Annotated in this window: 12 protein-coding genes and 2 pseudogenes; 6 read left to right on the top strand and 8 right to left on the bottom strand. The window is 45.8% G+C overall.

From position 1 onward, the window contains the following. The coding region (locus TCA2_RS27700) for a hypothetical protein (protein ID WP_238546463.1) at positions 1 to 213 on the top strand (213 nt) is incomplete at its 5' end. A gap of 86 nt (positions 214 to 299) precedes the next feature. Here TCA2_RS27700 and TCA2_RS20555 read toward each other — a convergent pair. Next, positions 300 to 923 (bottom strand): MarR family transcriptional regulator, encoded by a 624-nt coding sequence (locus TCA2_RS20555; RefSeq protein ID WP_081872699.1) that lies wholly within the window; start codon positions 921 to 923, stop codon positions 300 to 302. 235 nt (positions 924 to 1,158) lie between these two features. Here TCA2_RS20555 and TCA2_RS20550 point away from each other — a divergent pair, with 235 nt between their 5' ends. Then, positions 1,159 to 2,691 carry an FAD-dependent monooxygenase gene (locus TCA2_RS20550; protein ID WP_047913471.1) on the top strand — a complete coding sequence of 511 codons (1,533 nt, stop codon included), beginning with the start codon at positions 1,159 to 1,161 and terminating at the stop codon, positions 2,689 to 2,691. Positions 2,692 to 2,851: 160 nt separating this feature from the next. Here the strand turns inward: TCA2_RS20550 and TCA2_RS20545 are convergent, their stop codons facing one another. Together TCA2_RS20545 and TCA2_RS20540 are read right to left on the bottom strand one after the other, a co-directional pair. Continuing rightward, positions 2,852 to 3,871 (bottom strand): SDR family oxidoreductase, encoded by a 1,020-nt coding sequence (locus TCA2_RS20545; protein WP_047913470.1) that lies wholly within the window; start codon positions 3,869 to 3,871, stop codon positions 2,852 to 2,854. A gap of 277 nt (positions 3,872 to 4,148) precedes the next feature. After that, the gene (locus tag TCA2_RS20540) at positions 4,149 to 4,664 is read right to left on the bottom strand and encodes a mismatch-specific DNA-glycosylase (protein ID WP_047913469.1); all 516 of its coding nucleotides are present in this window, start codon (positions 4,662 to 4,664) and stop codon (positions 4,149 to 4,151) included. Between the two features lie 192 nt (positions 4,665 to 4,856). Here TCA2_RS20540 and TCA2_RS20535 point away from each other — a divergent pair, with 192 nt between their 5' ends. Together TCA2_RS20535 and TCA2_RS20530 are read left to right on the top strand one after the other, a co-directional pair. Further along, positions 4,857 to 5,684 carry a nucleotidyltransferase domain-containing protein gene (locus TCA2_RS20535; protein ID WP_047913468.1) on the top strand — a complete coding sequence of 276 codons (828 nt, stop codon included), beginning with the start codon at positions 4,857 to 4,859 and terminating at the stop codon, positions 5,682 to 5,684. A gap of 128 nt (positions 5,685 to 5,812) precedes the next feature. After that, positions 5,813 to 6,735, top strand: a pseudogene (locus TCA2_RS20530) (AEC family transporter). Positions 6,736 to 6,975: 240 nt separating this feature from the next. Here TCA2_RS20530 and TCA2_RS20525 read toward each other — a convergent pair. The 5 genes and pseudogenes from TCA2_RS20525 to tnpB all read right to left on the bottom strand — a co-directional run bounded on the left by TCA2_RS20525 (position 6,976) and on the right by tnpB (position 12,300). Next, positions 6,976 to 7,545: a YdeI family protein gene (locus TCA2_RS20525; protein WP_047913467.1), complete on the bottom strand. Its 570-nt coding sequence runs from the start codon at positions 7,543 to 7,545 to the stop codon at positions 6,976 to 6,978. Positions 7,546 to 7,571: 26 nt separating this feature from the next. Beyond that, the gene (locus TCA2_RS20520; RefSeq protein WP_047913466.1) at positions 7,572 to 8,084 is read right to left on the bottom strand and encodes a DinB family protein; all 513 of its coding nucleotides are present in this window, start codon (positions 8,082 to 8,084) and stop codon (positions 7,572 to 7,574) included. 84 nt (positions 8,085 to 8,168) lie between these two features. Then, positions 8,169 to 9,086, bottom strand: coding sequence for a YafY family protein (locus TCA2_RS20515; protein WP_047913465.1), 918 nt, complete (start codon positions 9,084 to 9,086; stop codon positions 8,169 to 8,171). Between the two features lie 503 nt (positions 9,087 to 9,589). Then, on the bottom strand, positions 9,590 to 11,023 hold the full coding sequence (locus TCA2_RS20505; RefSeq protein ID WP_052512249.1) for a PstS family phosphate ABC transporter substrate-binding protein: 1,434 nt from the start codon (positions 11,021 to 11,023) through the stop codon (positions 9,590 to 9,592). 188 nt (positions 11,024 to 11,211) lie between these two features. Beyond that, positions 11,212 to 12,300, bottom strand: a pseudogene (gene tnpB / locus TCA2_RS20500) (IS200/IS605 family element RNA-guided endonuclease TnpB). 506 nt (positions 12,301 to 12,806) lie between these two features. Here tnpB and TCA2_RS20495 point away from each other — a divergent pair. Continuing rightward, on the top strand, positions 12,807 to 14,054 hold the full coding sequence (locus TCA2_RS20495; RefSeq protein ID WP_047913463.1) for an ABC transporter substrate-binding protein: 1,248 nt from the start codon (positions 12,807 to 12,809) through the stop codon (positions 14,052 to 14,054). Positions 14,055 to 14,056: 2 nt separating this feature from the next. After that, positions 14,057 to 14,926 (top strand): carbohydrate ABC transporter permease, encoded by an 870-nt coding sequence (locus TCA2_RS20490; RefSeq protein WP_047913462.1) that lies wholly within the window; start codon positions 14,057 to 14,059, stop codon positions 14,924 to 14,926. Positions 14,927 to 14,945: the final 19 nt, after the last annotated feature.

Raw genomic sequence — 14,945 nt, 5'->3', positions numbered from 1 at the left:
GGTCCGATACTGCAGAAGCAGATGTCGGACCTTTTTTATGAAATTCGTGTTAGCTGGCTGTTCCGCTTCGATAGCGAAAGGTACGTTCGATCGTTCTTGGTTTGGAGAGCTCTGATTGGATTATCTAAGGTTATCTCTCCAAACCAAATACGAGCGCTGGCGCTTCTCTCTGTACCCCTTCGCTCTCTTCGCTTATCAGCCAACCTCCGTTAAGAGCATCCCCCACACTTCTTATTAACTGATGTGGGGGAATTATGAAAAAGGTCCGATACTGCGGAAGCAGATGTCGGACCTTTTTTCTACTCCGAAAAAAATACAGCATGAAGGATTGCTTTCGCTTTCTTTAAATCACGTGAATCCAGCTTATTTAGCATCTCAGTGACTTCGCTCATTTCCTTGGAAACAATAGGATTACCTAGTACTTCGCTTGTACTCTGGCTGAGTTCATTTGGATTCTCATTTGTCTCCGGATAAATCCATGATGTCTGCCATGTTTCATGTAGAACCTTAACGAGAAATTCCAACTCCTCTTCGTTATACCGCTGCAAGAATCGATGGACCCCAAAATCTATTTTTTGATGCAATGCTTCATGCAAACGATTAATTTCTCTGCCTAGTGATGTTGTACGAAACAGAACTTCCTTTTTATTTCCAGGAATATATTCAAAATCAATAATTTTTTTATCTGCCAATCTTCTCGTGATTTTAGAAACATTCCCTTTTGAAAAGCCGAATTGCTTCGATATCGTTATCCCATTGACAGGCTCAAGCTTACCAATGGCGCTCAACACATGCAGCATACTGACAGTCATATCCTTCATCAATTCTGCAATGACTGGATTAGGACTATTTTGAATAAGCCACTGTTTTTCTTCATCCTCTTCTCCTTGAAATTTTTGCTGTAGAGCATTCACTGTTCCCATCAATTCGTTTATAAGTCGATCTTTTTTTGTACTCCTAAATCATCTGTCATCTATTTTCCTCCGGAAATGGTGGTTAACTTAAAATCCAGTATATCAAGAAGAAGCTCACCAATAAAGTTTCCACGAAACTATGTTGACATAAATCATTAAGCTCTTTAATATTGTTCATTAGAAACTTTATTATTTCTTAGAAACAAAAAAACGAATACAGAACAAAACAGGAGTGAACACTGAGATGACGATCAAACCCACCGACCAGCATTATATCGACGTACTTATTGCTGGAGCAGGTCCTACCGGCTCCACACTGGCTGCGGATTTACTCCGACGCGGCCTTCGCGTCCGTCTAGTCGACAAGGCAGCACATGCTTTTAAAGGCTCCCGTGCTAAGGGGATTCAACCCCGGACCCAGGAGGTCTTCGAAGACCTCGGCGTACTTGAAGAAGCTCACAATGAAGGCGGACCATACCCGCTTGCAGGACTCCACATCGGACCGATCACTATACCGTGGCGTATGCAAATGCAAAGCAAGCCAACTCCAGATATACCTTATCCAAATATCCTACTACTGCCACAGCTTCGTACTGACGCTATCTTGCACCGTCTCCTCGAACGTCAAGGACTATGTATTGAGTTTAATACCTCGGTGGAAGACTTTGAACAAGATGCAGATGGGGTGACAGTGACTCTCTCTACAGGAGAACAAATACGCAGCAGATATCTGGTCGGGGCCGACGGGGGTTCGAGCACCGTTCGAAAAGTACTGGGTACGCGATTCATCGGCGATACCGATGAATCCGACCGAATGATCATTATCGATGCTACAATTGATGGATTATCAAGCAAACGGTGGCATATATGGCCACGAACTCAAGGTAAATCTGTCGCAGCATGCCCCTTGCCCCACACGAACCAGTTCCAGGTTATGATTAAACTGGCACCAAACGAAACACCCGACCTTCACAATACCGCGTTGGCAGCCCATTTTTATAAGCTTACCGGTTTGAAGCTCCATGACATCACTTGGAGTTCGATATTCCGGCCAAACGTCAGGCTCGCTGAGCACTATCGCTCAGGAAGGATTTTCGTGGCCGGTGACGCCGCCCATGTCCATACTCCGGCTGGAGGGCAAGGTCTTAATACTGGAGTCCAGGACGCCTACAACCTCGGCTGGAAGCTCAGCCAGGTGATTGCAGGTGCTCCTGACCGTCTCCTTGACAGCTATGAGAACGAACGACTGCCAATTGCCGCATTCGTACTTGGCAGATCTAATGAGCTATACTCCGGACTCAAGCAGCATCGTCTATCCAGCCTTAAGCGAGGAGACGAAGAACGACAGCTCGGTATCTCTTATCATGGTGGTCTACTTGCACCAATGGAAGCACCTGCTACCAAAACCCTCCGTGTTGGTGACCGAGCACCGGACTCAACTTGTATCGGACAGGATGGGATACGGCGACTCTTTAACGTCTATCAAGGGCCGCACTTCACTCTGTTGGCCTTTGGAGCTAACGCTACCAAGGCACTTCACGAGCTGACGTGGCCAGCTACAGGTGCCAAACTACATCGCTACTCAGTGGAGACCCATGGCAGAATTGATCATAATTGCATCATTGACAGCACCGGTAATCTGAACAGTATCTATGGCATCACTAGAGACACATTAGTATTGATCCGACCAGATGGATACATTGGAAGCATTATTACGAAAGACTGGCATGCAGCTTTCGACGCTGCAGCCAAAGAGCTTACCCCACCACTACAATGAGGAATATATAAATGATTGCCCTTGAAGAGGGATTTTCTAGAGGGAATGATATTTTCATTATGCGGAAGATCAGCGAAAATCAATAAAAGATCCGAGACTGCTGTGGCAGATTTCGGACCTTTTATTGTGAAGCTGGTTCGTAGTTGGCTGGCTGCGCCGCCTATTTTTCCACGAGTATATTTGCAGCCGCATCAAGGGCCTGAATTACTTTATCGCACCAAATATCAAATTCCTTATCCTCTTTTTGCAGTTCTGGATGTGCAAGTATATGTTGGACAGTCTCCTTGATCCCTTGATCCAGCCGAGTCGTAGCCACATAATCAGGGACCAGTCGCTTCAGCTTGGAATTATCAAACACGACGGAGTTGGCTTTATCGCCAAGCAGACCTCCTCTATAGTCCTGAGTGCTGCACGCATCCAGAAACTCCGACGCCACATGAACGGCATTCAGCTTCACACCGAGGCTGTCGGCTATAATTTCATAGATTTGATTCCAGGTGACCGTCTCATCCGAGGTAATATGGACAGCTTCTCCAATGGCATGGATATTCCCCATTAGACCGATAAAGCCTTTCGCAAAATCACGATTATGGGTCATCGTCCATAATGATGTACCGTCTCCATGAATAATGACCGGCTTATGCTCAAGCATGCGCTTTGCAACCTGCCATGAACCGCCGCTGCCATGAACGCCGAGCGGAATTGATCTTTCATCATACGTGTGGCTTGGCCGAACGATCGTGATTGGGAATCCGTGCTCCCGATACTGCTGTGTTAGATACTCTTCACATGCGATCTTGTTCCTGGAATACTCCCAGTACGGATTGGATAGTGGAGTTCCCTCTGTAATACGGTAGTCCGACAACGGTGTCTGATATGCTGAAGCTGAGCTGATAAACATATACTGCTTGGTTTTATCCTTAAACAAGCGGTAGTCCCGCTCCACATGAGCTGGATGAAATGCAATAAAATCCGCCACGACATCAAACTGCAGATCCTGAATCAGTCCAGCGACCTGTTCTTCATCATTAATATCCCCTTGCAGAACCGTTGCTCCTGCTGCAAAGCTTTCGTTCCGATTCCCTCGATTGAGCAGATACAGCTCACAGCCTTGTTCGAGAAGCTGACGAGTGATCGCAGAACTGATGGTACCTGTGCCTCCAATAAAAAGCGCTTTCATGTTATCCACCTCCGCTAGATTATGACCGCAAGTACTTTTAATATTTCGGTGCAAGCATCAACTAAACGATCTATCATTCTAATGATAGCACGGGCTTATGACGTAAAACCACATTCATTGCCTTTCCAAATGATTTTGCATCTCTATGCCCATCAAGACCGTATTTCGACATCCGTCTGCATATCCCTCCTATTGTCTGACTTCTATTCGGGGCACTGCCATATTTACAAACCAAAAAGCATCCTGCAAAATACCTCCTTCTGCAAGATGCTTCAATTTAGCTTCGTTCACTATGCACATAGTCACTTAACTGCTTGTAGATATCGATAATTTCCGCCATTGGCATTCGAACCAGCCCGCTGGAGGACGGTGCCACAAATTCATGCATTCCTTTTAGATAAGGTTCAGATTGGAAACCCCAATCGGCTTTTGATCTTTTGGAATACTGGGCATATACACCCTTGCCAACGAAGCAGGCGACTTCTGGTCTATACTGTTCCAGCTTATTCTTCAGCAGGATCCTGCCTTCCGCATACTCCTCTTTCGTAATATCTTCAATACCTTTCGTCGGTCTTGCGACGATATTGGTGAACCCGTAGCCCAGCTTCAGTAAATCCTGATCTTCCTCTGCTTGATACAGACGAGGAGTCAGACCTGCCTGATATAGTATCCGGTAAAAATTGTTCCTTGGATTGGCATAATGATGACCCGTTTCCCCTGAACGTATGCTTGGATTAAACCCGATAAATACGACTTGGAGCCCTGGCTCCAAATGATCTAGAATTGCCTCCATATGTAACAAGCTCCTTAGCTAAAAAATATACATTGATCTCTGGTAGATCGTTGCTCCGATTATTTGATAAAGTAGATTCTATAATAACAATACCCGAACGTTGATAAAAGAATCCAATCTTCCAAGAAGCTCTTCCCATCCTTGTGCTGAAATGTTTGCTATAGAACAGAAATGAAATGGAGGCTGAACAAAATGGATATCACTCCGTTATTGAATAAGGTGACAACCCTTCTATCCCATGTTCCAGGCATTGTCGGTATCGTTCTTGGCGGCTCCCGCGCGAGAGGAACCCACCAAACGGACTCGGATATCGATATCGGCATTTATTATGATTTGCAGGCAGGATTTAGCATTGATGAGATCAATAAGGCTGTGATGGATCTAAATGATGAGCCAGTCCGCGAGCCTATTTCCCCGATTGGAGGCTGGGGACCATGGGTTAACGCTGGGGGATGGTTTGTTATCGATGGATGTCCTGTCGATCTGATCCTGCGGGATCTTGTACGTGTGGAGCACGTGATTCAGGAATGTCTCGGCGGAAAAATAGAAGCCAGCTATCAGCCTGGTCACCCTCATGCTTACATCAATGGGATGTATATGGGCGAACTCGCCATTGCTCAAATTTTGATTGATTCTGACCAACGTCTTGCCTCACTAAAACAAAAAATAACCCCTTATCCAGGGGCGTATAAACAGAATATGATCGATTTCTTCTCGTTTGAGTCCTCCTTCTCCTTGATGCTTTCCCAGAAAAGTGTCACCAAAGACGACAGCTATTATGTGATGGGTCATGTATTCAGAAGCCTGTCCTGCTTGAACCAGATCTTGTTCGCCAAAAATGAACAGCACTGCATCAACGAAAAACGGGCCGTTCAGTTGATCGAAGGTTTTGACTTGAAGCCTGCTCACTATAAGCAGCGTATTGATGAGATTATAGAGCTGCTCTCCCCTGATCCACATCAGCTGGGGCTCGCGGCGGCGAAGCTTCAAAGCCTAATCGAAGAAACCCATAATTTATAAACACAGGCTTATTAAAAAAAGAATGAAACTTACCATCTCCACAGCTTCGCTAAAGTGCTATAATGTAACGAGTGTTTGAAAACATTCAGAAATGTTACATAACTTGATAGAAAGAAGCTGAAAACTTCATGATTGCTGACATCTTGCTGGAAGTGGTTCTGCCTGTATTTGTGCTTATTGCGGTCGGGTCACTGATGCAGCGTGCGTTCAATCTCGATCTCTACACACTTTCGAAGATTAATTTCTATTTTATTACACCTGCTGCCGTGTTTATGAGCATGTACCTATCCGAAATGTCTGGGAAGCTGCTCGGGACCATCGTTTTATTTTATTTTTTGTATGCATTCATTTTATATATTATCGGGTCCATCGTCTCCAAATCCTTTAAATTCAGCAAAGGTATGAAGGCTGCCTTCAACAATAGTATTATGCTGGATAATGCCGGAAACTATGGAATGCCCATCAGTGCGCTCGTGTTTAAGGGAGATCCGATGGCTGCATCGGTTCAGGCCTTCATTATGTCGATGCAAAGCCTGCTGACCTTTACGTACGGGGTCCTGTCTATTCAAGGGGCCAAGCTGAAAGGGAATTATCGAAGTGTCATCATTGGTTTTTTAAAAATGCCTGTTCCTTACGCGCTTCTGCTCGGTATCCTGTGGAACGTACTTGATGCACCGCTGCCGACCTTTCTCTCCATGCGTTCGATTATGCGAGAGATTCCATGGTAGCCGTTGCGCTCCTCACGCTTGGAGCCCAGATTATGAAATATCCGCTCCGGTTTGGACGGCTCAGCGTATACATCAGTATGATCATTCGTCTGCTTGTGGGTCCTGCCATTGGTATCACATTGGTATTTGCACTTGGTCTTGAAGGCATTACAGCTCAGGCATTAATTATCGCTTCTGGGATGCCAACAGGCGTTAACTCCTCCATCCTTGCAGAAGAGTATCAGAACGAACCGGATTTTGCAGCACAGACCGTGCTTATCTCTACACTGTTTAACATCATCACCCTGATCGGACTTATCGCATTGGCTAAATCATTTGCATAAACAGAAGCAAAGCCTGGTATCGACAATTGATGGTCGATCCAGGCTTTTTGTAATTTAAAAGAAGGTAAGTATTGTGTAATTCCTTTTAAGGTAGTAACTATCCCTTTCATTAAATATAGACATTGGCTTATAATCACTTTGAAGTTCAAGCTCACACGTATCCACATAGATCGTCTTTTTAACAGCATCCGGAAACCGCCGATCAAAGTCTTCTACAATTTCATCTAAATAGTATCATATCTAATAATCTAGGAGTCGCCCATTATCATGCCATTGTCCGTACATCTTGTTTTTTTTCGTGTGAGCTAATAATTTGACTAACCTGCTGTTATACAGATCAGGCTCGTTCCGGACACTTTGTATCGTGTCGATTCGTATTCTTTGATACAGGGCTGGAAAAGCCAAGAAATTATTATACACTCTCTTATCCTCTTTGAGCCTGCTGTCTATAATCTGGTCGATTACAAAAGAATCAGGATTCATATCAGGAAGCACCTTTCTCCCTTCATTCATCATCAAGCCCAGCTTCTCGAGACGGCGGACACGTTCTTTATTAAGCTCCGTCCAAGAGCTCTTTTTACTTCTGGGCGACAACCTCTGCGCCATTTCCGTCTGCGATATTTTCTTCTTAAGCCCATCAATCCATCCAAAACACAAACATTCTTCCACCGCGTCCAAATACAGAATGGTATCTGGCTGTAGTGTCAGGCTCACGACAACCCAGCAAGATTTTTCACTGTTTCCATTCTCCTGCAGCCACACCCTCAAACCTTCTCTTGATGTAACAGACAGCAGATTATCCATCTTCATCAAATAAATCATCTTCCTTTATCGATTCATACCTTCGCAGCTTCCTGGTACCAATAAAACGAATAATCGTTCATCGTAGATGCATGACCGAGCTGACGCAGCATGGTCGATACATTGCCCCTGTGATAGGTTCCGTGATTAACGACATGCATCAATATTTCCGATAAGCGGGTTTGACGGACTCCGGCGAATGGATTATTTAGCAGGATCGTCTGTTCTAAATCGGTTTGGGCTGAGAGCCATTCTGAATAGCGCTCCGCTAACTCATCATAAGAGCTCGCATATTCATCCACTGAATGAAGAACACGCTCATTGATCGACATACATGCTTGAAACGCATCTGGCATTTCCATGCCTGTTAACACCAAATACCACATTTTATCCACGGCATAGATATGACTGAGTGCATGGGCAATGGTGGGAAACGAGCTGTTCACATTTTCTGAGAGCACAGAGGAAGGAAGTTCCTTCATTCTACGTAGTATGGTTTGGGTAGCCCAGGTATGATAATTAAACATTTCTACAGGATAATTCGTCATTCGTATCGACTCCTTTTGGGTTTTTATAAATTATTTGAATCGTTCCTGTAGATATAATAAAAAAAGATGTATGACAGCTGTCTGTCACACATCTTCATATAATTGGAGTGCTTTTTGGAGCTGTTCTTTGAGGATACCACGCAGAGAAGGAGGCTCAAGGACCTCAGCGCCGCCGCCAAAACTGAGCAGGATTGTCCACAGCCAGCGAGCTGTTAATGGCTGATAGACAGGGATCCGCATCGTCATGCTTCCATCCGCATGAGGCTCTTTGTCTACCTGATGGAACTGATCCATCGCTTCTGCCAAAGCCTCCGGCCCCACTCGAACTACAACTTCCTCCAATTGTTTCTCCCACCGCTTGTTTGATACGTCGATCTCCTTCAGCACCCCTTGATGCGGCTCAAAGGTTAATTCCGTCTTGTTCAAATTCATCAGCCGCGACAAACGAAACTCCCGATAATCCTGACGAGCTCGGCAGTATCCATAAATGTACCAATTCCGATATTTAAAATGAAGCTGCAGCGGTTCAAGCTCACGGGTCGTACGTTCATTATTTGCATTAATATAATCAAAGCGAACAACATTCCGCCCGGCAATCGCTGTTCGCAAATGACGAAGTGCATCATGATCTGTACGGCGGGTATCCAAATTCACCGACAGAATCGTGCTTTGTTGCGCGGGCGCAACCGTCTGTAGTCTTTCAATGGTTCCTTGTACTCGCTCGTCCTCAAAAATAGTGGAGAGACTTCTCAGCACCGTAATCAAGGAATGCACGTCAAACGAGCCGAGCAGGCTTTTATCCATTTTGTAACCGTCCATCATACCGTATCCGCCATTCGTCCCTTGATAGGATACGACCGGAAAGCCTGCCGCACAGATCACATCAATATCCCGATAAATGGTTCGTTGGGATACCTCATACTCTTCAGCCAGCTTGGAGGCTGACAGGACTTCGTGATTCAACAGCTTGTATATGATCGAGATTAACCGCTCCAGTTTCATAAAATAGCCCGCCTTACCCTTATTATTGGCCGCCACATCTTTCTAAAAGGAACAATCGATATCGTACCCCTTATCTGAGTAGAATTTCTCTCTATTAGAAAACAAACCAAAAGCTTTGAATTTCGGATCTAACGTCCATTCACATATATCGATCGAAATAGATTTTCCCTTCGAATCAGGGAATCTATAATCAAAATCCTGCACGATTTCATCCAGTACAATATCCGGTCTTTCTTCACCCTCACCCAAGAGTGTCCGGCTGCCTCACACGCCGGACTTCTCCAAACTCCTCTTCCAATCGAAGATGAGGAAGAGATGCTTCTTTTGCTGGCTCCCCTGCGGAGGGAGCGAAAAGTTGTCGGGAGAAGCGTAGCGCTCGTATTTGGGAGGGAATGGCTTCCTTCCTATCTAATCCTATGCCATTCCCGGACAAGAACGATCGGACGAAACTTTCGCGAACGCAGCACCCTTGAGCCAGCACTATCTTTTAATCTTTTATTCTTTTACTCATCATCACCCACAGCAATAAATCCGCCCTCTTCCACAACCTCCTGACCTTCCTCTCCTTGAAGCCACTCCACTATCTCCCGTGCTGCATGATCCTCCGGCAGATCCGATCGGGTTACAGCATAGAGCTCAGCAGTGTACGGATATTCGCCAGAACGTATCGAGTCCCTGTTCGGCATCACGTCATCGATTGCCAAAAATTTAACGTTTTCTTTCTGATACATCTCGCTCGCATAATAATGAAATGAATACCCGATGGCGTTCTCTTCATTGTTATATGCGGCAACTCGGTCAATCAAGCCGCCCATCAGGCTGACCTTCTGTTCCTTCGGCACCTCCGTAAGTACCGCATCGACCATGACTCCTTTTTCCATAAAGGTCTGACTGCCGGAATTGGCCTCACGCTGCAGAGCTAGTATCGGCTCATTTCTGCCTCCTACCTCACTCCAGTTCGTAATAAATCCGCCATATATATCCTGAATCTGCTCTGTTGACAGACCGCTGATCGGATTATGATCGTTGACCAAAAATATAAAGGCATCCTTCCCCACGGGATGAAGTTCGAGCTCTACCCCATTTTTGGTTGCCGTGGAAACCTCATCTTCAGAAGGACCTGCCACAAAGATAAGATCCGCTCTGCCTTCGATAAGGTTTAGATAGGCCTGATGCGTCGTGTTAAACCGGGTGTCATCCGCTGCCCTTAGCTGATTAACACCCGTTAATTCACTCTTCAGCTTCTCGGCAAAAGGAATGGCAGCTGTCGCACCATCAATTTGCGGATACTGGTGAACGGTATAGCTCCCCTTTGGCACCACGATGAAGATCAGCAGAGCGAGGACACTCAGTATAGGGAACGCCCCCCATACGAGAATGCGAGTACGATTACTCACGGCTACCTTAACTTTCCTTTGCAGCACGATACCAAGCAAGATACTAATACTCGGGACAAGCGCCATAACTAACGTGACAACAGTCATCCCCCCACCATAAGCAGATAATACTTTCAATACCGGGTTAGCCCAGTAGAGGTTCAGCGAATACCACATCCAGGACGAGCTCCACAGCTCCCTCGCATCTCCATCTGACAGCTGCATCCCCAATCCCCAATAATAGAGAGCAAATCCGAGCAGCGGAATAATCGACAGCAGAAGTATTCGCGAATACGCACCTGTATCTCTAGTTACATAAGCCCCAAAACTTACAAACACAGTAACCATTAAATAGAAATAAACTGCCGCAATCAGAAAAACGCCAAGATCTGGTACTTGATGATGCAACAGCAGCTTTCCTGCCGGAACCCCTACAACCCCCCCGATAAAGAATGTCAACACAACATACATTAAGCAGATTTGAATGCTTTTTCCAAACCATAAACCCCACTTGGAGGATACTGGCTCCCCTTGATTTGCAGTTTTCTTTATATCTGACACTCAAATGCCCCCTATTTCTCTGCCGTATAACGTCGTCTTACCTAATATAAACGTAACTTCCCTTGAACACTCCCACCACCTAAAGAGGTAGGGGATTCTTGGATTGTCAAACCCATCGGTTTGAAGTTGTCCTGCTTGTGCAGTCCCCCAAGAGAAGCTGCGGTTCCCACAACTTGTTAAGCGAGCAGCTATATAGCAACTCGCTTAATATTTTGAGCGGCATTGTTGTCCCGATCATGGCTCGTCTTGCAGGATGGGCAATTCCATTCCCGTATAGACAAATGTTTGACCTTTGGATTTACAAAGCCACATACATGGCAGGTCTGGCTTGTCGGTGCGAAGGGTTCCGCAAACTTCAACGTACGTCCATACCATTTCGCTTTATAAGTAAGCTGGCGTTCAAATTCACCCCACGACGCATCCGCGATTGATTTCGCAAGCTTCGTGTTTTTGAGCATGTTCACCACATCTAAGCCTTCTATGCTGATCGTTTGGTTTTCGCGAATCAGCTTGGTTGTCAGCTGCTGCAGGAAGTTCTGGCGAATGTTCGCGATCTTCTCGTAAATGCGAGCGACGTTCACCTTGGCTTTATGCCAATTCGAGCCTCCCTTTGTACGGCGGCTCATGCGGCGCTGCCAGAAGGCTAACTTCTTTTCATAGCGGCAAAATGCCTTTGGGCTTTCTACACGCAGCCCATCTGAACAGACGGCAAATGCCTTTAAACCCAAGTCAATGCCGATATGCTTATGTGCGGCAGGAAGCGGCTCTTGCTCCACTTCACAAAGGATGGAGACGAAATACTTGCCTGACGCATGGCGCCGCATCGTCGCTGAAATGATGCGACCTTCGCATGCCCTGGAGTTGGCAAAGCGCATCCACCCGAGCTTCGGAAGCTTGACCTCATGGCCACGGATCGCAATATTCCCGTTCGTTTGCTTAGCCGTGTAGCTCTGAACAGGATTGCGGCGGCTTTTGAAACGCGGAGCACGGCTTGTCTTCTTAAAGAACCGATCGAAGCTGTCTGCAAGATGGCGTACGGCAGTTTGAAGCGCCGTACTGTCTACTTCTTCAAGCCATTCCAGTGAGGTTTATAATACAGGTAGTTGTTTGGCACATTGGTTATAGGACAACCCCTTGCCTGTTTCGGCATATGCTGTATTCCACTTTTCCAGGAAGTGATTGAAGACAAAACGACAACAGCCCAGCGTTTTTTGAATGAGCAACTGCTGTTCATCGTTAGGGTAGATGCGATACTTGAAAGTCTTTTTTACCAACACGCCTAACACCTCCTTTATATGGATGATAAGACAGATTATAGCACACATGTTCGTCTAGTGGGCAAAAAAAGACGCGATTCCCCCCCCCCTTAGCAAGCACTTGAAGCGGGAATCTTCTCGCTAGGTTATGATAAAAAGTTGTACCGAGAAATTTTTATTATAAGTGATAAGTGAATCAATTTCATAAAACATTTAGCTGCTTCAATCAAGGGTATATAGATCAAAATGATTTTATTTGTCTATATAGTTTCAAATTCACCGATTTAATAATTTATGAAGTTGTGATAAATATCATTGCAAACCACAAAATTACAAAATTCAAACAACACGAATTTACATTGCTGAACGATACCGGGAAGTGGTATGATGCTAATGCACACTATTCCAACTAATTTAGTAGGTTATTTATTTATGCTCTTTTGAAGCTTGAATTCTACGACAATGGATACTGAGGATCTATCCTTCTGTCGTTTTTTGTTTATGTAGACTACGGAGGAGGCTTATTCATGAAAAAGAAAAAACGTTCCACGATGGCTGTGATTACCTTGGCTTTATCTCTGGTCGTAAGCGCATGCGGAAGCGACAATAGCAGCTCGGAAGGCGGTAAAGTAAAGATCAGCTTTATTCATTGGAACAGCGAAGCCGCTGTATGGAACGAGCTTATCAGTGAATTCGAAACCGAGAATCCTAATATTGATGTCACCATGCAGACCTTCCCGTCCGAGCAGTATCAAACGACGGCCCAAGCCAAGCTCATGGATGGTTCGGTCGGTGATGTGTTCGCATCCTTCCCGGGAGCCCAGTTCGAATCCATTCTGAAGGCCGGTTTATATACGGATCTGACGGGTGAGGCCTTCGTCGATAACTACAAGCCCGATCTGATTGAATCCGGTGCAAAGGACGGCAAACAGTATGCATTGCCCTACAATCTGATCTACAATGTGCCGGTATATAATGCCGGACTCTTTGAACAATATGGCCTTACGCCGCCGACCGATTGGGAAGGCTTTCTCGCACTCTGTGAGAAGCTGAAGAGCGAGGGCATTATCCCCATTGCCTTCCCTGGAGCAGATATCGGTCCTGGTCAATTCATGAATCCGATGATGATGAATAATGCACCGGATGAAGAAATCTTCGACAAGCTTGAATCCGGAGAAGCGAAGCTGACAGATGAATGGTGGGTGAAGACGCTTGCTCAGTTCAAGGAGCTTAATGATAAGGGCTACTTCCAGGAAGGCGCGCTGGGGACGAACACGGATGGTGCGATCGCCCTTATGGCTCAGCAAAAAGCAGCCATGATCGCAACAGGCTCCTATTCCATGTCTGCCATTCTTGCAGGTAACCCTGAATTAGATCTGAATCTGCTTGCACCGATCACAGTGCCTGCTGATGAAGCGACATATGAAGGTATTCATACAACGACGTTCATGCTGGGCATAAACAGTAAATCGAAGCATCCAGAGGAAGCGAAGAAATTCCTTGAATTCTTAAGTACGGCAGAAGCTGCAGGCAAGGTAGCTAACGAAACAGAGCAGGATGTCCCTGTCAAGGATATTGAATATACGTCGCCAGCTCTGACAGCGATCAGTGACTGGAGTACGAAGAACACTCGTTTCCAGCCTCGTTACCTCATTACTAATATTGAGATTCAAAAAGCGGTAACCAGCTCGATTCAGGAAGTGATGTCAGGAATTACACCGGAGAAGGCTGCTGAGAATGCCCAAGCCATTGTTGACCAGCAGCTGAACCTGTAATTATGGGTGTACGCAAATCAATCTACTGGTTTTTCGTACCCGGCCTGCTCTTGTATCTCGTGTTTTTTATTTATCCCACCTTGCAGGGGCTCTACTACTCCTTCACAGATTGGGACGGCATGTCGGATACGATGAACTTTGTTGGGCTCAGCAACTATGTCAATGTCGCGGAAAACACGATCTTTCACAAAGCCATCGGCAACAATCTGAAGTTCATGTTCAGTGTAGTTATTGTGCAGACGCTTGTATCACTGGTCCTATCGCTTCTGCTCGTCCGTAATTCCAAAGCCAACATCGGCCTGCGGGCATTGTATTTCTTCCCGACAATATTGTCCTCAGCGGCAGTAGGGTTTATCGGAACTTATATCTATGATCCGAATCTGGGGCTGCTCAATGAGGTACTGAATCGTATTGGCTTGTCCTTCCTTGCTAACAACTGGCTGGGTGATCCGTCCATCGCGATTTATTCCGTTGCAGGCATCCAGGCATGGGCGCATATCGGTCAGATGGTTATTCTGTTCGTGGCCGGTCTGCATGGAATTCCGGAAGAAATTAATGAAGCGGCCAGACTAGATGGCGGCAACCGCTGGCAAATATTTCGGTTCGTCACCTGGCCTCTGCTGGCACCGGCAGCTACACTGGTCATCGCCTACACAACGATTCAATCATTTAAGGCGTTTGACCTGATATATGTCATGACCCGCGGGGGTCCGGCTTACTCTACCGAGATTTTATCGACGTATATTTATTCTTCGGCATATCAAAATTACAACTTCGGGCATGCTTCGGCAGCATCGATTTATTTCCTAGCTATTATTGCACTGGTCACCTTCTTGCAGTTCAAAGCGATTCGCTCAGACCGTGCTGTATAACAAAGCCTAGCATGTGAAA

Source organism: Paenibacillus sp. TCA20 (assembly GCF_000732325.1).
Taxonomy (GTDB): Bacteria; Bacillota; Bacilli; order Paenibacillales; family Paenibacillaceae; genus Paenibacillus; species Paenibacillus urinalis.
The sequence above is the reverse complement of the archived record's forward strand: the minus strand, read 5'-3'. Positions and strand labels throughout refer to the sequence as shown.